This window comes from Gemmiger gallinarum (genome assembly GCF_014982805.1).
In the GTDB taxonomy this organism is placed as follows: Bacteria; Bacillota; Clostridia; order Oscillospirales; family Ruminococcaceae; genus Gemmiger; species Gemmiger gallinarum.
Genome location: NZ_JADCKC010000002.1, coordinates 568,567 through 591,245 on the forward strand (window position 1 = coordinate 568,567; position 22,679 = coordinate 591,245).

At 64.7% G+C, this 22,679-nt stretch carries 21 protein-coding genes; 2 read left to right on the forward strand and 19 right to left on the reverse strand.

The genetic code is table 11. The features are described 5' to 3' along the window. Window positions 1-57 precede the first annotated feature (57 nt). The 15 genes from INF35_RS08235 to INF35_RS08305 all read right to left on the reverse strand — a co-directional run bounded on the left by INF35_RS08235 (window position 58) and on the right by INF35_RS08305 (window position 13,874). Entirely contained in the window at window positions 58-1,272 is a 1,215-nt protein-coding gene (locus tag INF35_RS08235) for a hypothetical protein (protein ID WP_193501382.1), read from the reverse strand. Between the two features lie 52 nt (window positions 1,273-1,324). After that, window positions 1,325-2,026, reverse strand: a complete 702-nt coding sequence (locus tag INF35_RS08240) for a PP2C family protein-serine/threonine phosphatase (protein WP_193501384.1) — start codon at window positions 2,024-2,026, stop codon at window positions 1,325-1,327. Further along, the gene (locus INF35_RS08245) at window positions 2,023-3,555 is read right to left on the reverse strand and encodes an FHA domain-containing protein (protein WP_193501386.1); all 1,533 of its coding nucleotides are present in this window, start codon (window positions 3,553-3,555) and stop codon (window positions 2,023-2,025) included. The genes INF35_RS08240 and INF35_RS08245 overlap by 4 nt, the downstream gene beginning before the upstream one ends. A 112-nt stretch (window positions 3,556-3,667) precedes the next feature. After that, window positions 3,668-3,988 carry a WXG100 family type VII secretion target gene (locus tag INF35_RS08250; protein WP_193501388.1) on the reverse strand — a complete coding sequence of 107 codons (321 nt, stop codon included), beginning with the start codon at window positions 3,986-3,988 and terminating at the stop codon, window positions 3,668-3,670. Between the two features lie 58 nt (window positions 3,989-4,046). Beyond that, window positions 4,047-4,337 carry a WXG100 family type VII secretion target gene (locus INF35_RS08255; RefSeq protein WP_193501390.1) on the reverse strand — a complete coding sequence of 97 codons (291 nt, stop codon included), beginning with the start codon at window positions 4,335-4,337 and terminating at the stop codon, window positions 4,047-4,049. 98 nt (window positions 4,338-4,435) lie between these two features. Further along, window positions 4,436-4,777 (reverse strand): WXG100 family type VII secretion target, encoded by a 342-nt coding sequence (locus tag INF35_RS08260; protein WP_193501392.1) that lies wholly within the window; start codon window positions 4,775-4,777, stop codon window positions 4,436-4,438. Window positions 4,778-4,788: 11 nt separating this feature from the next. Beyond that, on the reverse strand, window positions 4,789-5,106 hold the full coding sequence (locus tag INF35_RS08265) for a WXG100 family type VII secretion target (RefSeq protein ID WP_193501394.1): 318 nt from the start codon (window positions 5,104-5,106) through the stop codon (window positions 4,789-4,791). Between the two features lie 13 nt (window positions 5,107-5,119). Then, a complete protein-coding gene (locus tag INF35_RS08270; protein ID WP_193501396.1) occupies window positions 5,120-5,425 on the reverse strand; it encodes a WXG100 family type VII secretion target in 306 nt (101 codons plus the stop codon). 16 nt (window positions 5,426-5,441) lie between these two features. Then, a complete protein-coding gene (locus tag INF35_RS08275; protein ID WP_193501399.1) occupies window positions 5,442-5,909 on the reverse strand; it encodes a hypothetical protein in 468 nt (155 codons plus the stop codon). Window positions 5,910-6,046: 137 nt separating this feature from the next. Beyond that, window positions 6,047-6,295, reverse strand: coding sequence for an EsaB/YukD family protein (locus tag INF35_RS08280; protein WP_193501401.1), 249 nt, complete (start codon window positions 6,293-6,295; stop codon window positions 6,047-6,049). Further along, complete coding sequence (locus tag INF35_RS08285; protein ID WP_193501403.1) at window positions 6,292-6,987, reverse strand: hypothetical protein; 696 nt, start codon at window positions 6,985-6,987, stop codon at window positions 6,292-6,294. The genes INF35_RS08280 and INF35_RS08285 overlap by 4 nt, the downstream gene beginning before the upstream one ends. Then, window positions 6,980-7,690 carry a LytR/AlgR family response regulator transcription factor gene (locus INF35_RS08290; RefSeq protein ID WP_193501405.1) on the reverse strand — a complete coding sequence of 237 codons (711 nt, stop codon included), beginning with the start codon at window positions 7,688-7,690 and terminating at the stop codon, window positions 6,980-6,982. The genes INF35_RS08285 and INF35_RS08290 overlap by 8 nt, the downstream gene beginning before the upstream one ends. Window positions 7,691-7,694: 4 nt before the next feature. Next, complete coding sequence (gene essC / locus INF35_RS08295) at window positions 7,695-12,647, reverse strand: type VII secretion protein EssC (RefSeq protein ID WP_193501407.1); 4,953 nt, start codon at window positions 12,645-12,647, stop codon at window positions 7,695-7,697. Between the two features lie 137 nt (window positions 12,648-12,784). Further along, a complete protein-coding gene (locus INF35_RS08300; RefSeq protein WP_193501409.1) occupies window positions 12,785-13,342 on the reverse strand; it encodes a hypothetical protein in 558 nt (185 codons plus the stop codon). A 67-nt stretch (window positions 13,343-13,409) separates the two neighbouring features. Next, window positions 13,410-13,874: a hypothetical protein gene (locus tag INF35_RS08305; protein ID WP_193501411.1), complete on the reverse strand. Its 465-nt coding sequence runs from the start codon at window positions 13,872-13,874 to the stop codon at window positions 13,410-13,412. 555 nt (window positions 13,875-14,429) lie between these two features. On the opposite strand from INF35_RS08305, the gene INF35_RS08310 reads away from it, so the two are divergent. Together INF35_RS08310 and INF35_RS08315 are read left to right on the forward strand one after the other, a co-directional pair. Continuing rightward, on the forward strand, window positions 14,430-14,921 hold the full coding sequence (locus INF35_RS08310; RefSeq protein ID WP_193501413.1) for a hypothetical protein: 492 nt from the start codon (window positions 14,430-14,432) through the stop codon (window positions 14,919-14,921). Window positions 14,922-15,496: 575 nt separating this feature from the next. Further along, window positions 15,497-16,840 carry a coiled-coil domain-containing protein gene (locus INF35_RS08315; protein WP_193501415.1) on the forward strand — a complete coding sequence of 448 codons (1,344 nt, stop codon included), beginning with the start codon at window positions 15,497-15,499 and terminating at the stop codon, window positions 16,838-16,840. Between the two features lie 143 nt (window positions 16,841-16,983). Here INF35_RS08315 and INF35_RS08320 read toward each other — a convergent pair whose 3' ends face one another. Genes INF35_RS08320 through INF35_RS08335 form a run of 4 tightly spaced genes read right to left on the reverse strand, consistent with a single transcriptional unit; the run spans window position 16,984 to window position 22,658 of the window. Continuing rightward, the gene (locus INF35_RS08320) at window positions 16,984-17,868 is read right to left on the reverse strand and encodes a putative ABC transporter permease (RefSeq protein WP_193501417.1); all 885 of its coding nucleotides are present in this window, start codon (window positions 17,866-17,868) and stop codon (window positions 16,984-16,986) included. Further along, window positions 17,865-18,641, reverse strand: a complete 777-nt coding sequence (gene trmB / locus INF35_RS08325; RefSeq protein WP_193501419.1) for a tRNA (guanosine(46)-N7)-methyltransferase TrmB — start codon at window positions 18,639-18,641, stop codon at window positions 17,865-17,867. The genes INF35_RS08320 and trmB overlap by 4 nt, the downstream gene beginning before the upstream one ends. A gap of 52 nt (window positions 18,642-18,693) precedes the next feature. Continuing rightward, a complete protein-coding gene (locus INF35_RS08330; protein WP_193501421.1) occupies window positions 18,694-21,474 on the reverse strand; it encodes a class I SAM-dependent DNA methyltransferase in 2,781 nt (926 codons plus the stop codon). 17 nt (window positions 21,475-21,491) lie between these two features. Further along, on the reverse strand, window positions 21,492-22,658 hold the full coding sequence (locus tag INF35_RS08335) for an alanyl-tRNA editing protein (RefSeq protein WP_193501423.1): 1,167 nt from the start codon (window positions 22,656-22,658) through the stop codon (window positions 21,492-21,494). Between the last annotated feature and the right edge of the window lie 21 nt (window positions 22,659-22,679).

Here is a 22,679-nt window from a genome sequence, read left to right on the forward strand (position 1 = left end):
ATCCTCCCGTCATGTAAGTTCCGCCGGCTGCCGGGCGCAGGCCCGCCGCCGGGAATATCAGGAAAAGCAGGCTTTCCAGCCGTTACAGAAGTTGTTGATGGTATCGCCGATCCAGTCCTTGGCGTCGTCGATGGCCTCGGACACCTCGCCGCTGGTCTCCACGATCCAATCGGCGGCATCCTGGCCAAAGTCCTTGACCCCCTGGGCAAAGAGATCGCCGTAGTCCACGTCCTTGCCCCCGTTGCCGGTGATGGCGTCCAGCAGCAGGTCCAGGCCGCCGAAGCTCACCGAGTTGCACAGGCTGTAAAGGCCCTCGGTGGAGAAGTCGATGAGGGTCTCGCCGGTATCGCCCAGATCCCAGACGCCGTCGGCGGAGTATTCCCGGATGCTCTCGAAGAGCTGGCCCACCGAGCTGATGCCCGCCTTGGCGATGGAGGTATAGACGTGTGCGGGCAGGCCCGCGCCCTTGTCGGCAAAGAGGAGCAGCCCCGACTTGATGAGGTCGGCGGTGCTTTTGCCCACGTCCACGGCCTTGTCGATCATATCGCCGAAGGTGGTCTGGCCGTCGATGTTGAACATCTCGATGTAGGCGCCGATGGTGCCGATGGCGCTGCCGATAAGGCCTGCTCCCTTGACGCCGGTGCGCCAGGCATCGTTGAACAGACCGCCCTCGGCGCCCATCTCGTCCAGGAACTGATAGAGGCCGGTCCACAGTCCCACGCTGTTGCCTGTCAGGTCCACCCAGTCCGCCAGACCTCCGAAGCCCTTCATGTCGCCGGTGAAGAATTCATACAGGGAGCGGAGGTATTCCCCCAGATCGCCCAGGGCGCCGAAGCCCTCTCCCATTTCCGCCGAATCCAGCCACTTGCCTATCACCTTGAGGAAGTCGAAGAATTCCAGCAGGCTTTCGCTGTCCTCGCCGTCGCCGGGCAGGGTCCCCGGCTCCGCGGGGGCGGAAGGCTGCTGCCGGGCCTGGGTCCAGACCATCTCTCCGGGCTCGATGCCCAAAAGACCGCTCTCGGTCCGGCGGTAGAGAAGGCTGACCGCGCTGCCGGTGTCCACCATCCGGCCCATGGCGGCGCCCTGATCGCCCAGCATGCCGGAAACTGCGTTCAGCCGGCTGTCGATGCTGCTGCGCTGCCGGATCTCGAAGGTCAGCTGACCGCGGATGGTTTTGACTTCATCCGCGGCGGCGGCCAGGCGGTCCGCCATGACCCGGTCGCTGTCCAGGGCGGCCTGCAGCCCTTTGAATGTCACACCAAACTCGCTCATGGGGAGCCTCCTTCGTCACATTGTCCATTGTCCGCCCGCCTGCCGGGCCCCGTCACAGGACGGGCCGGACCAGCACCAGCGAATAGTTGTCGGGGGCCTGTCTGGCCAGCACCCGGCTTTCGATTTCCCCGGCGGCCTGCCGCAGCAGTGCGGTGCGCCGCGCCTTTGCCAGACTGTTGTGCAGTCCGGCACTGTCGCAATATTTGTAAATGCCGTCGGAACACAGGGTAAACAGCGTTCCGGAGGTCAGCTCGCCGCATCGGACGCTGACCAGGCATCTGCCTGCCCCCACCGCCCGGCTCAGCTTGCCCCGGTCGGGGCCCGCGGTGTCGGGCAGCACGTCGTCGGTGGTCAGCTGCATGGTCTCGGCGCCGAACATCCTGCGCCGGGTCTGATAGCAGCGGCTGTCCCCCACCGACAGCAGGGCATACGTCCCGCCGGTGATCCACAGGATCACCAGGGTGCTGCCGCAGCGCTGGCCGGGCGGGGTCTGCTGCCGGATGCGGGCATCCCCGCGGTCGATGAGCTGCTGCAGCTGTTCCGCCGCCTGGGCGGAAGGCATGTGTCTGCCGCTGCCCCACCAGGCGGCCAGCTCCTCCGCAAGAATGCCGCTGGCCTTTTCCCCGGCAAAGTGACCGCCGATACCGTCGGCCACAAAGAACAGCCCGGTGTCGCCGTCGGTCCATCCCCCCGCCCGGTCCTGATTGATGGTGCGGCGGCAGCCCCGCTCGCACAGGCAGACATGCTGAATCATTGGGTATACTCCAGTCTCATGACAAGGCGGCCCATCTTGATGGTGCTGCCGCTGCTGACCACGCACTCCCCGTCGATCCGCTGTCCGTTGACCCGGGTGACGTTGGCCTGGCTTGCGTTGCGCAGACGGATCTCCCCGTCCTGCAGATAGATGTCGCACTGATGCCGGGACACCGACGGCTCAAAGTCGATGATCACCTGGCACTGGGCAGGGTCCCGGCCGATGGCCAGGAAGTATCCCGGCTGCAGCTGGGACACATACTGCCGGGCCCCGTTGTTCACATCGGTCAGCCGTAGCCGGACGGTGCGGCCGTCCCCCTGCCAGGGCTGATCCGGCCCCGGACGGCCGTCGTCGTCCTCGGGGGGGATCTCGGTGGGGGCGATATCCTGGGGGGTGGTGTTCTGCCCGCCGGCATCCTGCATACCCCGGCTGCGCCGCACCGCCATCCCGATGACAAGGATGAGGACGACCAGCACCAGCACGCCGCCGCCCGCCGCCGCGATCATCCAGACCTCCACCGCCGGTCCCCGGGAGACCGGTTCCGGGGCGGGTTCCGCCTCCGGCTGCGGGTCGGCGGTGGAGGCAGGCTCCTCCGCCGGGGCCGAAGGCTCGCTCTCCGCCTCAGAGGCGGGCGCCGTCACCGAGGCAAACGGCATGGTCAGGGAGAGGACATAGGTGGTCTGCCCCGCCACCACCTGCATCTGGCGCTGGGAGCCGTCGCAGAGTTCCGCGGGCAGGTCGATGGTCAGCCGCACGCCGGTGTTCCAGGCTGCAATGCCCGAGGCGATGGCGGTGGCGTCCTGCGTATCCGCCAGATAGAAGGCCTCGCCCCCGGTCAGCCGGGTCAGGGCAAACAGCCGCTGCAGTTCGGCGTTGCCGTTGGCGCCGCTGTTGGAGCAGCCCACCGCATAGACGGGATAGCCGGTCTGCCGGATGAGGGCATCCAGCTCATCGGCGGTGTAGCCGATCTCCTGATTGTCCACCCCGTCGGTCACCAGCACCACCCGGCACAGCTGGCCGGGATACTGCTGCTGCAGGTGGGTGAGGATCTCGTACAGGCAGTCGGTGAGGCGGGTCTCCTGATCGTTGTAGGTGATGCCGTCCAGCAGCTGCTTGACGGTAAGGTAGTCGGTCTGGCCCTCGCACAGCCAGGTCACCGTCTGGGAGATGGTGGCCACCGAGAACGCTTCTCCCTCCATGCGGTTGCCCGCCACATTGCTCAGGATCTCATTGACCAGCGGCCGCTGGGCCGACGGGATGGACACCGAATTGTCCACCACGATCACCGTCTGCAGGGGCGTGTCCAGGTCCGAGATCCCGGTGACGGCCGACGGAGTGACCGGCGTGCTGCCGATCTGGCAGGTGAATTCCCCGTCCGGGGAGGCTCCCTGCAGATATACCTGTGCCTGCTGGTCCTGTACGGCGGCCCAGGCAGAGCCCTCGCCCTGCGCGTGCACCGGCATGACCGCCAAAAGGCAGACGGCCAGTACCGTCAGACCGCTCAGCAGGCGTTTTGTCCATCCTTGCATAGCTTTCATCCTCAAACAGCAACGCGCTTCACACGGCACAGACTGTGTGAAAACGTGCTCCATGCCGTGTGAAAGCGTTCGTATTTTCCGATTCGGTTGTCGTTGCGGGGGCTCAGCCCTCGATGTAATCCACCGGCAGCGCCTGGGCGGCGGAGGTGTTGGTGGTCTCGGTCTTGGCGTAGTTGTCGGCCATGGCGTTGAGGTCGTCCACATGCTCGTTGATGAGCAGCACCATCTGGGCCATGTCGCCGTCCAGGGACTTGAACTTGTTGACGTACTGCTGCTGGGCCTCGCCCTGCCAGATGCTGCTCATGCCGTTGACCAGCGAGATCATGTTCTGGGTCAGGGTGCGGATCTTGGTGCTCTGGCTCTTGAAATCGGATGCCGTGGTCTTGAGTTTGTCCGGGGTGACCTTCAAAGTACCGGTGATCATATTCAAATCTTCCTTTCTCTAGTTCCGGAATGTCTGTGTTTTTGGGGAGAGAGCCGTCTTACTTGGCCAGCTGAACGTTGGCGTCCTCGGCCTTGTCGTAGTTCTGGGCCAGGGTGCGCAGGGTGGTGATGTAATCGCTGATGCCCTTGTAGAACGCCTCGAACTGAGCGTAGTCCTTCTGGAAAGCGGTGCGGAAGGCTTTCTGCGCGTCGCCCTCCCACATGCCGGCCAGTGTCTGCTCGCTGGTGTTCAGGGCGTTGAGGGCGCTCTTGAGCTGGCTGTTGTACTGCTCCAGCTGTTCCGCCTTGGAACGGAGCTGGTTGCTGTTGACCAAAATCGTGCTTGCCATAGTCTGTTTCCTCCTGTACAAATGCAAATATTTTCTTTATTTATACACTCTGTAAAGTCCGTTTTTCAGGCGGCCTCTGCATCCTGTCCGGGCGGGAGTCAGCGTCCGCCGCCTCCGCCGCCCCCTCCGCCGGAACTGCGCTGGGCTATAATGCGCAGCGCTTCCATCTCGGCGTCGTAGACCCGCCTGGCAATGCGGCGGATCTCATCGGCAATGCTGCGCAGCTCCCGGGAGCTCTGCCGGACCTGCTGCCGCAGATCGTCGTGCTTGGCAATAAAGCGGTTGGCGCTGTCGCCGGTCCATGCGGCGTGAAGCTGCTGGGCGGTATCCTCCATCTTGTCGGTGACCTGGCTGTCGATCTTGTCGGCCAGGGCTTCCAGCCGGTCTGCCTGGAGGCGGGCATTCTGGAAATCAAACCGGATCTCGGCGCTGCTTTTCATCTGCACCCTCCTCAGTCAATGTAGTCGATGGGCAGGGCCGCGGCCAGGGCCTGGTTGGCCTTCTCGGTGTCCTCGTAAATGCCCGCCATCTGCAGCAGCATGGGCGGAAACTCCCGCAGGCGTTCCAGCATCTGGTCGGTGTCGTCCTTTTGGGAAGCAAAGCTTTTGCGGTATCCGTCTGCGGCCTGCCCCTCCCAGTAGTAGGCGGTGCGGCTGACCGTTGTCTGCAGGCTGTCGAAATCGGTCTGCAGCGACTGGACCAGCCCCGTGACCTCGTCGGCCGTCTGCTTGAGCTGCTGGGGCGTGACTTTCAGTGTGATGGACGGCATTGTCATTCCTCCCTTACACGCTCAGCCCGTTGACTGCGTCCATGACCTGGTTTTCGCAGGTCTCATATTCCTTGCGGGCGTTGCTCAGCTCGTCGATCATCTGCCCCACCAGGTCGCACAGGCGGCAGATGTTGTCGTACTCCGCCTCAAAGCGCTGTTTTTCGGCATTGCGGGCGGCGCCCTCCCACATGGAGTTCAGGGTATCCATGGCGGTTTTGATCCTGGCCGCGTGTTCCCGGGCCTGTTTCAGGCGGGTGGTCAACTGCTGGACATCCCCGTCCATGCGGCTGGTGTTGACCTTGAGATTGGTGATTGCCATCCTTGCGGCTCCTTTCTTATCCCTTGCGGAACAGACGCATCACATCGGCGGGAAGCATCTGCCGGACCGCAGCACTGATCTGCGGCGCGGGCACTCCCTCCAGCGGGGGGACCCACCAGAGGATCTCCGTCCAGGGAGGTCTGGGCTCGGTGCGGGGCACCGAAATGCCCGGTCCCGGCAAAAGCCGGACGGCAGTCAGGCTGCCGAGGATCTGCCGCTGTCGGATGGTCTGCTCGGTGCTGCGGTAAAGCTCTGCGGCGGTATCCAGCGTCCGGGTCATGGCGGCCAGGGAGTCGGACTGCCGCTGCAGGGCGGCGCTGTCCCGCTTCAGCCTGCGGATGACCTCCTCCATGCGGCTGAGGCCCGCCAGCCTGCCGCAGATGTCCATCGCCTCACCGGATGCCTCTTCCAGCCGGTCCTGCTGTGTCCAGAGCACATCGGCCAGCTCCGCCATGCAGTCAGCTTTTGCGGAAAACTCCGGCATGTTGCGATTCACCTTGCCTTTCGTCTGGATCGTTTCCTTGACTGTGACTACAGTCTAGCATACCACAGGGCAAATTGCCGTCCAACCGGGATGAAATGCATCCGAACCGGGATGAACGACCATTTTTGCCTCTGCTCTTACAGCAGCAGGAGCTGCTGTCCCGCCCGGACGCCGTTCCGGGCCAGGGTTCCCTGGGGGTCCAGGCGGGCGCGGCCCTCGGGGCTGTAGAGGGAGAAGGGCTGGCCTTCCTCAAAGGCCTGCAGCCGTTCCTTCTGGCAGATGGTCTCCACCATCTCCCGGATGAGCAGCTCCACCCGGGCGGTCTCCTCCAGTTCAAAATCATAGGAATGCCCCAGGGCGGGCACCGATACTTCCACAAGAATCATACCTGTTCTCCTCCTGCAAGGCGTTTCCACAGCAGCTGCCGGGTGATCCGGCTGTCGGGCAGCAGCTCGTCCCCCGCCGGGGTCTGGCAGAGCACCGCGTTTGCCGCCGCGCCCCGCCAGAAAACCAGCCGGGCCGTATGCTCGCCTTCCCGCCAGGCATCCAGCACCGTCCGGGCAGGCGCCCAGGCGCCCCACCGGGCGGCGGGGTCGTCGGGGGCGGGGCGGACGGAGGGCAGGTCGGGGGCCAGCTCCTCCGGAGGCCGGGCGGGGGCGTCCTGCCGAATCCGGGCGGGCAGGCCCAGGCGGGTGTCCAGCCAGGTTTCAGGGGATTCCTCCCACCGGCTGAGACGGTATCCCCTCTCCCCCGCCTGCAGCAGCACCGACCCGGCCGCCCCTGTATAGAGCGCCTGCACATGGGTCTCCCCGTCCCGGCTGAGGGCGATCCAGACAGACGGGGCATCCTTCATCCCGGCAATGAGGGCGGCGGGGTCGGGGGTCATTTCCACCCCGTTTTCCCCAAAGGCCAGCACCCCGCCCCGGTGCAGGTCCATGACCACCTGCTTCCACTCGTCGGGAGAGACGCTGTCCGGGTCGGGCAGGGGAAAGGTCAGCACCGGGCGGCTGTCCGCCAAAGAAAGCAGAAACAGCAGCTGGCGGCCGTCCAGCAGCCAGGCATGTTCGGTCTCAGCCATAGGGCAGCTCCTTGATCTCCTTTTTGTAGCTGCGGGAGAGCGGCACGCTCAGGCCGTTCCACAGCACAACGGTATTTTCGGTCAGCAGCACCCGGTCGATCTTGTCCGTATTGACCACAAAGCTGCGGTGGGTGCGGCGAAAGTTCGGGGGCAGCCGGGTCTCCAGCTGTTCCAGCGTCCCGGCAAAGCCGATCTCCTGGTTTTCCAGCCGCAGATAGATCTTGCGGCCCCGGGCTTCAAAATAATAGATGGAACTGTACAGCACGGTGCGGTTTCCCTCCCGGCTGTGGATGACAAAGCTGCGGCGATCGTCCGCCGCCTGGCGGAAGAGCTCGGCGGCCATCTCGGCGGCGGCTCGCTCCGCCTCCCCCTTCTCCACCGGGCGCAGCACCAGGGAATCCGGCCCGATGCCCGGGGTGAGAAAGAGCAGGGGCGAGGTATCCCGCTCGGCGATGGCCAGCAGAAAGGCGCTGCGGCAGACGGCCCGGGCGGGCAGCAGGGCGCGGCGGGCGGCCTCGGTGCTCACGTCCCAGCCGATGAGAGTGGCGCCGTTTGTCTGGATCTCCCGGGCGGCGGCCTCCGCATCGGCAAAGGAGAGATATTGCAGTTCCTCATCCCCCGCGGCTGCCATACGGCTGCGCACCGCCTGCTGCAGGCGGCGGCTCTCGTCGGCCAGGGGGGTGTACAAAATCAGTCGCTGCACACACTCACCCCTTTACCTGGGGCAGGATCACCCGGCGATAGGGCTCGCCGTCCCGGGGCGGCACCAGGCCGACGCCGGGCTTTTCCGGTTTGCCCTGCAGGGCAAAGGGCATTCCGCTGAAGTCAAACAGCTGCTGGGAGGAAACACTGCCCCCCAGATGAATGCCGTTGCCGTCCTTGACGAACTCCTCGAACAACGGGGTGCCCGCCACCCGGCTCCGGTCGTTCTGGTCCAGGGCTCCCACAAAGTAGATGTTGTGCAGGAATCCCTTGCCGATGAGGTTGAGCAGAGAGCCGTCCAGGCGCAGATCCCTGGCATCCTGCCGGGTGACCCGCTCCACAAAGGCGGCCAGGTCGGCCACCACCACAAGCCAGGGCTTTTCCCGGGTCATGCGGGTATAGATATCGTCCTCCTCGGTGCCGCAGGCCCGCAGCTCCCGCTGGATGACATGGCGGTCCCGGAAGGTGGGGCCCAAGTCCCGCACAAAGGCAACGATCTCCTCCAAAGTGCGGCAGTACTCCGCCCCCAGAGCGGCGGCCTCCCCTTGCAGGGCGGCGCCTTCGGTCTCGATGACGGTCAGCCGCATGCCTCTGGCATTGGCCATACGCAGGAACAGCTTGAGCAGGTTGGTCTTGCCGCTGCGGCCGCGGCCCGCCACGGTGTAGCAGTAGGTAAAGCGCAGGTCCACGCTGTAGATGCCCGCCGTCTCATAGTCGTAGCCGATGGGCAGGTGCCGGTCGTCGGCCAGCAGGGCTGCCGTCTCGGGCCGGTCCATGAGGTCCTGCCACTGGGGCTTTTCGGGGATGAAGGGGATGGGCCGGGCGGGGCTGCCCTGCCATGTTTCCGCCATGGCCTTGCACCGGGCCTCGATCTTCTCGGCGCGGGCATAGGCGTCGGCGGCAGGCAGGGCAAGGGCGGTCTGGTATTCCAGCACAGCGCCATCCACCACCGTTAGGCCGCGGCCGTGGACATCCTGCTCGGGCAGGACCTTGGGCTGGGGCAGGCGCAGGGCGTCGCCGTACTGGTAGATGTCGGACAGTTCCAGGCAGAGGCTGGACCGCAGCTGATCTCCCAGACGGCCGGGGATCTCGCTGATGGAGAAACCGCCTGCCGTGAGGAAGAGATAGATGCCGTAACTGGCCCCTTGCCGTGCCAGACGGATGAGCTCGTCGTCAAAGGCCTCCTGGGTCTTTTCCCGGAAGTTGGCCACGTTGTCGATGACCAGCACCACCGCCGGGCAGGCCGCCCCGTTGGTGGTGACGTACTGTTCGTAGTCGCCGCCCCGGAAGAGGGCCTTGCGCTCGGCCAGCAGGGTGCGCATGAGGTAGAACAGCTTGCCCACCCGGGAGACATCATCCTCGAACAGGATGCCGCCCACCTGGGGCGCCCCCGCAAAGGGCTGGGTCATGCGGCTGCTGAAATCCAGCACATAGATATTGAGGTATTCCGGCGAGAACCGCTCCACCAGAGAGTAGAGCAGCGTCTGCACAAAGGTGCTCTTGCCGGTGGAGGCGGCGCCCAGCAGGGCATAATGGCCGCCCCGGGTAAAGTTGATGCCCACCGGCAGCTGTTTCTGGTTGCCGGGGTCGTCGGCCAGGCCGATCATGGCTGCCAGCTCCCACTTGCGGCCATGGGCAGGCCAGCGCCCGCCGATGAAGGTCTGCTGCTTCCAGCCGGCCAGCTGTTCCAGCAAAAGCTGCTCGGGCAGCGGCTCCTGCCACAGCTTGGGCAGAGGACGGTAGCCCTGCTCCCGGGCAGTGCGGGCCAGGTATTCCACCATGGCGTCCAGCTGGGTGGTCTCCTTCTTTTCCGGCAGCTTGAGGCCCCGGGCGGCTGCCGTGCGGGCCATCCAGCTGCCCCGGGCCTCCGCCCGGATGGAGGCGTCATCCGCCTCGGCGCTCAGGGAAAGCAGGGCCTTGAGGGCACGGTCGCTGCTGTCGGAGCGGGGGAAGTCGATGCCCCGGTCGGCCAGTTTGCCGTACAGCAGGTCCAGGCGGGTGTCCTCCGCCTCCCGGTCCTCCCCGGGGCAGGCGGCCCGCACCTGGGAGGCCAGCTCGGACAGAGTGCCCAGCCAGGCCGCCTGGGATTCCTCCTTGCGGCGGCGCTTGAGGTAGCTGCCGGTGAGGGCGGTCTTGCCGGGGTTGGTCAGCATCCTGGCCAGCACCTGCTTGGCGCCGGCGGAGGCCTCGTCGTAGGCGGCGCCGCTCCAGCCCGACTGGAACTGTTCAAAGACCTCGTCGCTGCCCACCTGGAGGAATCCCCGTCCGGCCTGGGTCAGGTAGGCGGCGTCGGGACGGTGGAGCATGTCCATACTGTCCTGCTTGTCCTGCACCCGCAGGCAGAGGCGGAACTTGGCGTTGCTCCAGATGTTGTCGTCCACCGTGCCGCTGGGCTTCTGGGTGGCAAGGATGAGGTGCACGCCCAGGCTGCGGCCCACCTGGGCCACGCTGATGAGCTCCCGCATGAACTCGGGCTGCTCCCGCTTGAGCTCGGCGAACTCGTCAATGACGATGAAGAGGTGGGGCACCGGCTGGGTGGCCTCACCGTTTTTGTAGAGGGTGGTGTAAAGGTTGATGTTGTTGACGCCGTTCTCGTTGAAGATGCGCTGACGGCGGAGGTTCTCGCTCTTGATGGAGACCATGGCACGCTGGATCTGACGGCCGGACAGGTTGGAGATAGCCCCCAGCATGTGGGGCATGCCGTCAAAGAGATTGGCCATGCCGCCGCCCTTGTAGTCGATGAGGAACAGCCCCACGTCGTAGGGGCTGAAGTTGAGGCAGAGGGAGAGGAGGTAGGTCTGCAGCGTCTCCGACTTGCCCGAACCGGTGGTGCCCGCCACCAGGCCGTGGGGACCGTGGTACTTTTCGTGGACATCCAGATAGCAGGGCTGGCCCCCGGCTTTCTGGCCGATGAGGGCCCGCATATTCTCGTAGGTGCGGTTGCGCTTCCAGCGTTCGGGGGCGTTGAGCTCCTCCGGCCGGGCCACGCCGTACATGTCCAGGAAGGTCACCGAGTTGGGGATCTCGCCCCCCACCTCCATCTCGCTGACCTCCACCCGGCAGAGAGCCCGGGCCAGAGTCTCCAGGCTGCGGGCGTCGCAGGTCTCCAGCTGCAGGCGGCCGGACTCCATGTCCGCCTCCCGGGCGTGGTAGATGCCGGAATATTCCGCGTCGTTGCGGAGGATGCAGTCGCAGGCGTTGGGCAGGTCCTCCACCCGGTCTGCCAGGAAAACGGCGGTCACGCCCAGATTTCGGGCCGGGTCCAGCAGATATTTGGCAATGGGCTCGTTCTCCAGCACGGCGGGGTCCTCAATGACCACCACATACCACGGCCGGAACCGGACCTTGTCCCCGGCCTTGCCTGCCTGCTCGCTGCGGGTACGCAGCACGGCGGCCAGCTCATAGAGCACATCGCTGGCCTCGGCGGCATTGGCGGCCACATAGCGGCTTTTGCGCCCCTCCGACCAGACGTGGGGCAGCCAGCGGCAGCAGGCCCACTTTTCGGTGTCGTCGCCCTGGTTTTCCTGATAGAGAAAGGCCAGCTTGACATCGGTATAGCAGTTCTGCACCGCGATCTGAGCCAGCAGATTGTACAGCACGCCCCGGGCTCCGGCCAGGTCGGGACCGCCCACCAGGCCGATGAGCCGCTCCTGTTCCAGATCCACGCAGACCGGCACCTGATGCAGCGTCTGGAAGTTGTCCCGGATCAGGCGGGGCTTGTCCCGCAGGGTGTCGGGATAGAGCTCGAATTTTTCCGCCGGGACCTGGATGGTCTCCTGAAAGGGCAGGTCCCCCAGACCCAGGCGAAAACGGAGAAAGTCCTCGTGGGCGGCGTTGCGCTCCCACAGGTGTTTGCCCTGGCAGCCGTTGGCGATGCACTGCCGGGCGGAAGGGTAGGTCTCCAGCAGAAGGCGGGTGTTTTCCTCATAATCCCGGCGGATATCGGCCGCCCGGCGGATGAGGTACTCGCTGTAGGCGTTGAAGCGCTGGGCCTCGTGTTCCCGGCGGCTCTTGCGGCCGTAGAGCAGGTTGGTCGCCGCCCACACCGCGCCGATGACGCCGGACAGCACCGCCGTCACAATGCCGGTATACATGTAGGCGCCGCCGGTGGAGGCCCCGAACACCGCCAGGCTGCTGCCCGCCAGCATGGGCAGGGTCATGGTCAGCGCCGGGCCGATGGTCATGATGAGGGGGGCGTTTTTTTCCTGCTCGGGGGCGGGAGGGGGCTCGATGGCCACAGCGCCGGCAGCCAGCTTGGCAATGCGCCGGGGGGAGCGATGGTAGCGCTCGGTCTGTTCCGGCTGCTGCAGCGGCCGGGCGGGCAGGTCCCCGGGCACCAGACGGCTCTGGTCGATGCGCAGGGCGGGGTTGGCACGGACGGCCAGCACGCTGTCCAGGGCCACCAGATTCAGCCCCCAGATGTCGATGCGGTCCCCGAATTTCAGCCGCACCGGTTCCCGCACCCGGGCACTGTTGACAAAGACGCCGTTGTGGCTGGTATCGGTGAGCACCATGCCGCCGTCGGTCAGGGTGATGCGGGCATGGCAGCGGGAGATGTACTCGGCATTGCCGGTGACAAAGGAATACTGCAGAGCGCACTCCGGCCCGGTGCCGATCTGTACGCCCTCCGACGGCAGGCGGTAGCGGCGGTAGCTGCTGAACCGCTGGTCGGATACCGACACCATCACAAACAGTACCGTCCGTCCGCTGACCTGGTAGAGATAGTAGTCGCCGTTGGCCAGCACCCGGCGGGGACGCTGGCGGGGGTCCTCCAGACGGGGGTCGTTGTCGTCGGAGAGATACCAGGTGCCGTCCTCATTCTCGGCAAACAGCTCCAGGTTTTCCTCCAGACCGAACACATCCCGCCGGATCACCAGCGTGGTGCGGATGTTTGAGGCCGCAGGCAGCACGAACTCCTTGTAGGCGTTCTCCCCGCAGACCGAAAGCACTACACTCATCCCGACTCCTCCTTCTGCACGGTTCCATAAAAAACCAATCCGAAAATTCCGTCTGCCAGGCGGCATGGGCCGCGCGGCCGGGCACAGTCCCTGCACAGCCTTTGTTTTTTATGTCACTCGCGCCTTATCCCGCTCGTTCACAGCAGCTCCACCAGAAACTGCGTTCCCGGCAAAACGATCCGGTCCCCCGTTTTGAGGGGGGTGCCCCCCGCCGCCAGCGGCGATGCGGACTTGCCCCGCAGCAGCTGCACGCCGCCGCTCAGCGCCCGGGCAAACTGTCCGTCCTGCCGGGCGTACAGCTCGCACAAAATGCCGTCGCGGGCGTCGTAATCCTTGCGCACCACGGTGCGGCCGTCCTGCACCCCCAGAAACAGCCGCTGCGCCCGGTCCAGCAGATACACCCGGGTCACAGTCTGGTTCTGCTCGGTCAGGCGCAGCAGGGGTCCGCCGCCTCTGCGGTCGGCAGTCATTTTGTACTGCACCTGCACCGGGTCGGGAGAGCTGTGCCCCGCCGCCGGGCCGCGCCGGTTGGCCAGCGCCCGGTCCAGGGCTTCCTCCCGCAGTTTGCGGCTGAGCTGCTCGGCCAGAAGTTTGCGCTGTCTGCTGCGCCGGCGCAAAATCACCGCCAGCACCACAAGGCCGGCCAGCACCACGGCGGCCGCACACACCCACGGCAGGATGGTCCGCAGATCCATGGACATTCCCCTCCTCGTATTTTCAGGCGGCGCCTCTGTTGCAGGGCCGCCGGATAACAGGAACTTGTTATTGATTATAGCGAATTCCCTTCGGCCTTTCAACTAAATGGATTATGTTTTGACCGGTTTTGACCAAAAGTCCGGGCACTTTTTCAGTCAAAACGCCATGAAAAGGAGAAAGGCAAAGCGCGAGCGACATAAGAAAACAAAGGTTCTGCAAGAACTGTGAAGCATCGCAAAATCGCTGCATGGCGGCAGATGCAAGGCAGAGGGCCTCTAACCTTGCCGCCCAAAAACGACGGGCGGCATCTGCGCAGAGCGCAGACCGGTTTGGCCGGTCGAAAGCCCCACTGGGGCTTTCGTGGCTGTGCCACCCCAGCACTCCTTTTTGGAATGCAAAGCCCGATAACGCCGCAGATGCCGCCTTGCAGTTAGAATTTTGCGGCTTTGTTTTCTTATGGAACCGCGCAGAATGTTCCTTCCTGTTTTGTCCGCTCCCACCGGCGGCGGGGGAAAACGTGCCGCGCTCCATGGTTTGTATGGCATCCACCGCCCGGTTTCTGCGCCGGGGCAGGCAGCCCGGCGCTCAAGATCTTTCCTGAATTTTCCATCTGCCGCGGACTGTGTGCAAAACTTTTTTCCGTTTCGCGGCGGGCGTTCCGGCAGTATCCGCGGCAAAGGTGACGCATCCGTTCTTTGCCGCCGGTTTTTCCGCCCTCTTTGCACGTTTTTTGGCGAGAAGTTCTTGGCCGCCGCCGACATCCTTTTTCAACCTTCGCACCCGGGACAGGCTATACTCGTCTCAGCACCCGGGGAGAGGCCCAGGGCCCCTCCGTGTACGCTGCTTTTGCCCGGCTTCCCGGCCGGGAAAGGACTTCTGTCCGGCCCGTTTACATAACGCTGCCCGCGCCGCCTGTGATGCGCCGGGCCCGCCGCCCATTGCGGTTTTCTGCCGGACAGCCCGCCTTTTCCCTGCCGGTCCGGGCGCGGCCCTCTGCCGCGTTTTGCGCCGGAGCAGCGCCCGCCTCTCCCTTTGTGCCGGACCTTCATTTCGTTCCACACGCTGAACCAAGGGAGGAATCCAGTCATGAAGCACATCACGCATCCTGCGTTTGCCTTTGTCTCCGCGGCCATGGCCGCCTGCTGCCTGCTGGCCGGCCGGGCCCGCACCGCTGCCGTCCGCATTGTGCGGGCCGCAAAGCCCGCCCACTCTGCCGCCCAGTCCTCCGCCCTGCTGGATAACGCCGGCCGGGCGCTGGATGTCCTGCGCCGCCGCATGCGTCAGGCCGCACGCCGGGCTTTGGCAGCCTCGCTGTTGCTGCTGGCCGCCCCCGGCGCAGCGCTTCTTGCCTGCGGGGACACCGAACTCTGGACCGACATTCCCCTGCTGCCCGCCGGCACCCGGGCCGTCGGAGGCCGCACCATCCGTCTGCCCCGTCCCGTGCGGGATGAACGGCCCGATGCCACCCCGCCGCCGGGAACTTCTGCGCCGTCCTGTCCCGGGGACGGCCCCGCCGCTGTTACCGCCGTGACCATTCTGCTCTGTCCCGGCGCCGTCCTGCCCCACCTGCGCATCTGAGGGACTGCCGCCCGGTTTCATCCCATTCATCCGCAGTCGTTTTGCCGATTTTGTGAGTCAGCCCAATCCACTCCCTGCCCAGACAGTGCCGCCGCCGGGCGGGCGTCCGTCCGCCCGGGGCCAAGTCCGGCGGCATGCGGATCTTTGACCATCCCGCCCGCCGCAGACGGCGGCCTGCCGATGGCGACATAGATACCCCCGTACCTTCTTGATTTTGATCCGACGCTTCACTCCCCCCAAGCAAGCAACCATCACTTCTCCCGCTCTGCTTTTCCCCCAAAAAAGCAGACCGGTCCGCCCTGCGGAGGGCGGACGGCCGCCCACCGATGCCCCTGCCGGGGCCCTTGCGCCGCCCTGACCGCGGACTGTACCGGAACCCGATTCCCATTTCCCCTGCCTTTTGCCGCCGTGGTGCACCCCGCACCGCGGCATTTTTGTTGCCGGATTTCGCCCCTTTGCCCGCCTGTGCGCCCCGATCCCCGGGGATTCGTATTGATTTGCGGCCTGTGTCTTGGTATAATTATAGTACTTATACAAAACAGGCGCACAGTGCGCCGGAACAGGACGGCGAAACAGTGGCAAACATCGACATTGCGGCATTTATCGACCAGTGCGGCATCCGCAAGGCGCGCTTCGGCGGGCTGGAACCGGATGATGTCCGCCAGGCCCTGCTTGCGCTGAGCAGCGAATATGAAAAGCGTCTGACCCGGGCGGAGGAGCGCGCCCAGCAGCTGGCCCAGGAAAACGCCGGGCTGGAAAAGCACTGCCAGGCCCTGACGGCCCGCAACCGCATGCTCACCGACCAGAACGTTTCTCTGGCGGGCAGCAGCGACAACTATTCCCGCCAGCGTCAGGAGCTGAGCGGCCAGGTCTCCACCCTGCGGGAGAAAAACCGTTCTCTCTCCGATCAGAACGCCGTACTTACCCTGAAAAACGCCGATCTCACCCGGGAGAACCGCCGTCTGCAGGAGCAGGCGGACCAGGCCCAGGCGGCCCTCAAGGTCAAGGGCCGGGAGCTGGACGAGGCCAAACAGTCGCTGGAGGCCAGCCGCCAGAAGCTGATGAGCGACACCCAGGCCAAGGCGGATGAGATCCTCCGCCAGGCCCGGGAGGAGGCCCGGGAAACCGCCCAGCAGGCGGAAAGCGACGCGGCAGCCATTGCCCGCACCGCCCGGGACCAGGCCAGGGTCCAGGCCCAGGAGCTCATCGACGCGGCGGCCAGCGAGGCCAACGAGATCCAGAACATCCATCAGCTGCGGCTCAACAACCTCAAGGCGGAGATCGCCCAGATGGACCAGCGCCGCACCGAGCTGCTGGACTATCTCAAGCATATGGCCGACGTGCTGACCAGAGCCGGACAGGAGGCGGTGGACACCGCCCCCGGCGCGGCAGCCGACACCGAGCCTCCCGCCGAGGAGCTGGACCTGCACCCGGTGGAAGCCCCCGAGGTACAGCTGGACTTTTCCGAGAAGGCCATTGCCAAGGCGGCGGCAGAGCTGGCGGCGGAGGAACCGCCCGAACCGGAACCCCAGCTCACCGAGCCCCGCCATGCCGAGCCCGCGGGCGAACCCCTGCCCGAGCCGGAGACCGAGCGCACCCGTCCCGGCTTCACCCTGGTGGAGGACGACGAGGAGGAGGACGCCCCCGCCCACGAGGTACCGGGCGCCATCTTCTCCCAGCCCATTCTGCGTCAGGAGCAGGAGCCGGTGCTGGACGAGCAGCCCCCCAGCCGGGGCCCCCGCCGTCCCGTCATGCCGGTGCTCACCGACGATGACGAGGAGGAGGACGACGACCTGCTCCCCGAAGAGGATGAGGAGGAATCCCCCGCGGCAGACACCTCCCGGCCGGTATCCCGCCGCCGTCTGCAGGCCCTGCGGGCGCTGCGCGCCTTGCGCCGCCGCAGCCAGGGCAAGGCCTGACCGCTTCACACCACACCAAAACAGCACAGGACCCCACAGCCGCAAACGCACGGCGGCTGTGGGGTCCTGTTTTTTGTATCGGCGGATTCTCAACGATTTGACGGGGATTTGCCGGGCACGGTCTCTGCCGGAAAGGCCAAACCTCAGCGGCGGCCCCAGCCGCCCCGGCCGAAGCCGTGGAGATGGCGGCGCAGGCGTTCCAGCGTCTCGCTGTGCTCGGGGCTTTTCAGGGTGGGGAAGGCACGGAGTAGGCGTCCGGCGCCGAAGAACCGCTGCCGGTCCAGCCGGGCGGTGAGTTCCCGGTAGCGGGTCATGATCTCGCTGCGGCGGGTCTTGAACTGGGCCAGGGCCTCGGCGGCATTTTCCCGGCCTTCCATGCGGGCCAGGGCCAGCTGCAGTTTGCCCTCGTCCCACAGTTCGTCGGCGGTAAGGGCCTGCCCGCCCACCAGCTCGGTGAGCAGGTCGCTGCCCCGGCGCAGGGCGGCCCGCAGCTCCTCCATCTGACGCAGGCCCCGTTCCAGGCCGATGGCTTCCGCCGCCGAGACGCCCACATCGGCGGCAAAAACAGCCAGCAGCACCAGGTCGGTGATGCGCAGGGCAGTCTCCGGGATGGCGGCCACCAGACGGGCAATGGGCGGGTGCACCACCATGACCATGACGATGGCCGCCGCCCCCCACGCCAGGGAAAACTGCAGGCAGATAAAGCCCCCGATGTTGAAGGGCTTTTCGGAATAATCCCACCAGCGGGCGTGGAACAGTTTGTACAGCAGCGCCCCGGCGATGAGTTCCACCAGACTGGGCACAATAACGCCCACCAGGAACACCGCGCCCATGCTGCGGGCCCAGGGTCCCAGCAGCACCAGCATGGCCACCATGCCGAAGCCGTACACCGGGCAGATGGGGCCGTTGAGGAAGCCCCGGTTGACCAGGGTGTGGGAACGCAGGGCCGCAAAGATGACCTCGGTGGTCCAGCCCATGAAAGCGTAGATGAAAAAGATCAGGATGTACTCCCAGACTGTGGCGGTCATACGCAGTCGTCGGCCTCCTCACCCTGTGCGGCGCCGGCCCCTTCGGCTTCCTCTGCTTCCTCTGCGGCACGGGCCAGGGCCTTGGGCTCCTGCCAGGTGACGGCGGAGTCGGGCAGCTTGCGGGCGATGAGCGCCTTGATGGGGATGCCCTGCTCGCTGAACATGCCCTCGTGCTCGGTGCGGATGTTCCAGTCGGGCTCGTCTTTGTGCAGGTCGAAGGTCTGCCAGGTGATCTCAAAGCCCGCCGCCGGGAAATAGCCCAGGCTGTCGCGGAAGAGATCGTCGTCGTCGGTCTTGAAGTAGATTTCCGCGCCCTCGGGCATGAGCATGCGGTACTGCAAAAGCTGGCGGGGATGGGTCAGGCGGTGCTTGTTGCTGCCGGCGTTCTTGCTCCAGGGGTTGCAGAAGTTGATGTAGATACGCTGCACCGTATCCTCCGGGGCAAAGACCAGCCGCATGCGCTCGATGTCCAGAGAGGCAATGCGCACGTTGTCGGCGGGGATGCCCTTTTCGGCGTAGGCAGCCTCGATCTTGCGCTTGGCCAGGATCAGCACCTTGTCGGTGATGTCGATGCCCAGATAGTTGATGCTGCGGTCCCGGGGGGCCAGCTGAGCCATAAAGCCGCCCTTGCCGCAGCCCAGCTCCAGATGCAGGGGCTGGTCGGGGCGGGGGTAGAGCTCGTGCCAGTGGCCGGCGTTTTTCAGAGGCTCATGGACGTGGAAATCACAGGCCAGCAGTTCCGGCCTGGCATAGGGTTTGAAACGCATTCGCATGGGGCGGGTTCTCCTTTTTTGTGTGTATCTGCCGGGGATGCCCGGCGGGGGGTCAGGCTTTTTGCCCGGTCTTTTGCTGGTAGAGCTTCATCAGGGCGGCGACGCAGTCGGACTCGCTGATTTTGACGCTGAAGCCGTAGGCCGCCATGACGGCGCGGTCGTTCTGCTGATGGGCGCGGCGCAGCTCCGGGGGCATGGTGGCCTCGTCATAGAGGTCGGCCAGGCTGCTGTCCGGGTAGAGGGCCCGGGCATCCAGAATGCCCTGGGCGGTCTGCTCGATGCGGGCCTTCTGCTCCGGGGTGGGGTCGGGCCAGATGAAGTTGTTGTAGACGACATCTTTGGAATAGCGGTAGTCGCTCTTCAAACGCCCGCAAACAGTACGCATCCAAGACATATGAACATTAGAGGTTAGAACGCCAAAATGGTAAAGTCTACTATTTGGAATAATGAAAACCAGATCGCTACTAAATGATTCCGGGGACATAAAGCCCATAGGAATGTAACGACGCTTTTCAGAGGAAACTTTCGGCAAAATAATATATGTGCCTTTAGGCATATTTTCTGTTTGAAATCTGGCCGGTTTATCTGCCAGTTTAAGGGTAGACTGGCGCTTGCTGCTCAAACGATATTCTCGTACCGCCTGCACCCGCTTCAAACATTCCGGCATACTACGCAGCTGGGCCGGGGTGCAATCTCCCAGCCACAGACAATAGCGGGGTTTTCGGTTGATAAATTCATACGCACCATACCAGGGATGAAAATATTCTGCCGCTGCCGGTTCCTTTTTGAGGAAGGCTTCCATTTCCTCTTTTTCAAACAGATAATTGCCATTGTCTATAGGCTGATTGCCCATTCCAATCTCCGGCACGGCACACAGCGGTTTGCTGCGGCTTTCCACAGAGACATTTTCGGCATCCAGCAGGTAGCCGTTGATATTGTGGGCAATATGGGGTTCCCCGTTGGAGTAAATCACTTTGGGTTTGTCGCCGGGGGCTTTGCTGAATCCGATGATGACACAGTGCACATGGGCCTTGATTTTTGCCTCACTGTCCCAACGGAAAGTCCGGTGTGCAAAATCAATATGAACACCATCGGCAAACAGCGGCTTCCACAGATTGGCAACCGCTTCTCCCTGAGAGACGGAATTGGTGGAAACCAGCGCCGTGCGCACAGCGGTTCCCGTAATATAGTCGGCGGCCTTTTTGTACCACCCGGCCACATAATCCAGATTGCCCAGATTTTTCCACAGCGAGCCAAACACCAGCCGCAGGTCGTCCTTTTGGGCGGGCACCATCATACGCGCCCCCACAAACGGCGGGTTGCCCATGATATAATTCAGCTTTGCCTTGGGCACCACCGTCTCCCAGTCCAGGGTCAGGGCGTTGGCCTCCACAATGCTGGCGTTGGTTTTCAGGGGCAAAAAGTCAATGTTTGTGTAAATGATCTTTTTGGTCTCCTCCAGCATCTGGCTCTCGGCGATCCACAGCGCCGTCTTGGCCACCGTCACCGCAAAGTCGTTGATCTCGATGCCGTAAAACTGGCTGATGGATACCTGCACCGGGCTGTGGTGCTCATCGCCCAGCATCATCTGGTCGTGGTGCAGCATCCCGATGACCTCGTTCTCCAGACGGCGCAAACTCAGATAGGTCTCGGTCAAAAAGTTGCCAGACCCGCACGCCGGGTCCAAAAAGGTCAGCCCCGCCAGCTTTTTCTGGAAATTTTGCAGCTGCGTCCGCCGGGTGCGCTCCACCCCCACCGCCCGGATGCCGTCCAGCTCTCTGCGCAGGTCGTCCAGAAACAGCGGGTCGATCACCTTGTGGATGTTCTCGATGCTGGTATAGTGCATGCCCCCGCTGCGGCGGGTCTCGGGGTTCAGGGTGCTCTCAAACACCGCCCCGAAAATGGTGGGGCTGATCTCCGACCAGTCAAAATCCTCGCTGGCCTTGCGCAGCATCAGGTCGATGATGTGGGGGGTAAACTGGGGAATTTCAATGTTTTCATCCGCAAACAGGCCGCCGTTTACATAGGGGAAGGCCGCCAGCGTCTCGTCCATATAGGGGTCGCGGTCGGCCTCTTTGGTGTCCAGCGTGCGGAACAGGTCGATCAGCGCCCGGCGCACCCCCTTGGGGTCGATGTCCGCCACCCCTTTCAGGTAGTCGTGAAACATCCCCCGCCGGCCGAAGATCCCCGCATCCTCCGCATACAGGCAGAACACCAGCCGCACACACAGCATGTTCAGGCTTTTCAGGCTGTGGGGGTCGGTGGGGTCCTTGTACTGCTTCAAAATTTCGTCGTACAAAAGCCCCACCAGGTTGCCCGCCTGGATGGAGACCTCCATCTCCCGCTTGATCTGCTCGCTGCCGGTGTCCACCAGAAACTGCATCCGGTGATACTGCTCCCCCAGCTCGGACAGCCGGAGGACCTCCGGCTCGTCGTTGGGGCGGTTCATGTCATGGATGCGGAACTCCTGAAAATTGCACATCACGATCCAGCGGGGGTTCTGGTCATGGGGCAGATACCCCGCATACCGCCGCGCCTGCTGGAAGGGCGTCAGCATGGACCCGTCCGACTGGCGGTATCCTTTTTTCAGGTCGATGTCCGCCCCCTTCTGCTCGATGAGCACCCGGGTGGCGGGGATATACCCGTCGATAAAGCTGGTGTGGTCGATCTTGACCGGCAGCTCAAACCGGATATAGTCCGCCGGGGCCTGCACCCCGTATACTTCCCGCAAAAGGGACAGCCAGAAGGACTGGGTCTCCTGTTTTTCATCCCCGCGGCCCTGCCATGCGGCGGCAAATTTTTCCGCGGCCTGTTTTTGCTCGGCAGCCGTCATACCCGGCGCCTCCTTTCTCATTCCTCAAGCAGAAATGCCTCCACCGCTTTGCGGTCGGCGTCGGCGGGCAGGCTGCCCTGGCAGAAGCCTGCCTTGCCGCCGCCCCGGCCGCCGAACCGGGCGTTCAGCCTGCGGCAGAGGGTGCGGGCGTCCTCCGGGTCGGAGAGGGCGTAGGCCAGCCCCTGGCCGCCGGGGGCAAAGACGGCACACCGGGCCCCGGTCTTTTGGGCCACGCTCAGGCAGATGCGGCGCAGGCCGTCGGGGTCGGGGCCCTCAAAAAAGCCCACATAGGGTTGGCTTGCCGGGGCGGCGGCTGCCGTCTGATCGGCCAGGGCGTTCTGCAAAGCGGCCAGGCGCTGGCGGTCGGTGCTCTGGGCATCCAGCAGGTGGCGCACCGCCCGGGTGCTCTCCCCCGCCGGGACGCTGAGCAGCGCCCCGGCCGTCTGGCTGTCCTTCCAGAGGGCGCACACCGCCTGATAGGCCCGCTTGCCGCAGGCCACCGCCAGCCGCACCCCGCCCTTGTAGTTCTGGGCGCTGAGAATCTTGATGAGCCCCACCTGTCCGGTGGTGGCCACATGGGTGCCGCAGCAGGCACACAGGTCGGCGCCGCCCGCATCCACCAGCCGCACGTCCCCCTCCAGCTCCTTTTTGCTGCGGTAGGGCAGGCCGGCCAGCTCCGTCCGGGGCGGCACCCAGCAGCGCACCGGTTTGTCCGCCTGCACGGTATCGTTGGCCAGTTCCTCGGCTTTTGCCAGCTGGTCGGCGGTCAGGGGCAGGCTCACATCCACCCGCACCGCCGGGCTGCCGATGTGAAAGCCCACATTCTCCGCCCCGTACAGGCTATGGAGGATGCCGCTGAGGATATGCTCCCCCGTGTGCTGCTGCATGTGGTCAAAGCGCCGGGCCCAGTCGATCTCCCCGTGGACGATCTGCCCGGGGGTGAGGGCCTCCGCCGTCCGGTGCCAGACGACGCCCTCGCTGTCGATGCGCACCGCCAGCACCGGCCGGTCCCCCAGCATGCCCAGGTCACAGGGCTGACCGCCGCCCTCGGGGTAGAAGGCGGTGGCATCCAGAGCGGTCTCCCGGTAGCCGTCGGCGGAAGGGTCGGGCCGGCAGTCCACAACCACAGCATCAAATGTGCGCTGTGTCGGCGTTTCTTCATACAGGCGGCGGGTGGGGGTCATGGGCTCAGCTCCTTTTTTCGC

Coding starts and splice junctions, on each gene's coding strand:
- INF35_RS08235 (WP_193501382.1), bottom strand. CDS start 1,272: ATGAGCGAGTTTGGTGTGACATTCAAAGGGCTGCAGGCCGCCCTGGAC.
- INF35_RS08240 (WP_193501384.1), bottom strand. CDS start 2,026: ATGATTCAGCATGTCTGCCTGTGCGAGCGGGGCTGCCGCCGCACCATC.
- INF35_RS08245 (WP_193501386.1), bottom strand. CDS start 3,555: ATGCAAGGATGGACAAAACGCCTGCTGAGCGGTCTGACGGTACTGGCC.
- INF35_RS08250 (WP_193501388.1), bottom strand. CDS start 3,988: ATGATCACCGGTACTTTGAAGGTCACCCCGGACAAACTCAAGACCACG.
- INF35_RS08255 (WP_193501390.1), bottom strand. CDS start 4,337: ATGGCAAGCACGATTTTGGTCAACAGCAACCAGCTCCGTTCCAAGGCG.
- INF35_RS08260 (WP_193501392.1), bottom strand. CDS start 4,777: ATGAAAAGCAGCGCCGAGATCCGGTTTGATTTCCAGAATGCCCGCCTC.
- INF35_RS08265 (WP_193501394.1), bottom strand. CDS start 5,106: ATGCCGTCCATCACACTGAAAGTCACGCCCCAGCAGCTCAAGCAGACG.
- INF35_RS08270 (WP_193501396.1), bottom strand. CDS start 5,425: ATGGCAATCACCAATCTCAAGGTCAACACCAGCCGCATGGACGGGGAT.
- INF35_RS08275 (WP_193501399.1), bottom strand. CDS start 5,909: ATGCCGGAGTTTTCCGCAAAAGCTGACTGCATGGCGGAGCTGGCCGAT.
- INF35_RS08280 (WP_193501401.1), bottom strand. CDS start 6,295: ATGATTCTTGTGGAAGTATCGGTGCCCGCCCTGGGGCATTCCTATGAT.
- INF35_RS08285 (WP_193501403.1), bottom strand. CDS start 6,987: ATGGCTGAGACCGAACATGCCTGGCTGCTGGACGGCCGCCAGCTGCTG.
- essC (WP_193501407.1), bottom strand. CDS start 12,647: ATGAGTGTAGTGCTTTCGGTCTGCGGGGAGAACGCCTACAAGGAGTTC.
- INF35_RS08300 (WP_193501409.1), bottom strand. CDS start 13,342: ATGGATCTGCGGACCATCCTGCCGTGGGTGTGTGCGGCCGCCGTGGTG.
- INF35_RS08305 (WP_193501411.1), bottom strand. CDS start 13,874: ATGGAGCGCGGCACGTTTTCCCCCGCCGCCGGTGGGAGCGGACAAAAC.
- INF35_RS08310 (WP_193501413.1), top strand. CDS start 14,430: ATGAAGCACATCACGCATCCTGCGTTTGCCTTTGTCTCCGCGGCCATG.
- INF35_RS08320 (WP_193501417.1), bottom strand. CDS start 17,868: ATGACCGCCACAGTCTGGGAGTACATCCTGATCTTTTTCATCTACGCT.
- trmB (WP_193501419.1), bottom strand. CDS start 18,641: ATGCGAATGCGTTTCAAACCCTATGCCAGGCCGGAACTGCTGGCCTGT.
- INF35_RS08330 (WP_193501421.1), bottom strand. CDS start 21,474: ATGACGGCTGCCGAGCAAAAACAGGCCGCGGAAAAATTTGCCGCCGCA.
- INF35_RS08335 (WP_193501423.1), bottom strand. CDS start 22,658: ATGACCCCCACCCGCCGCCTGTATGAAGAAACGCCGACACAGCGCACA.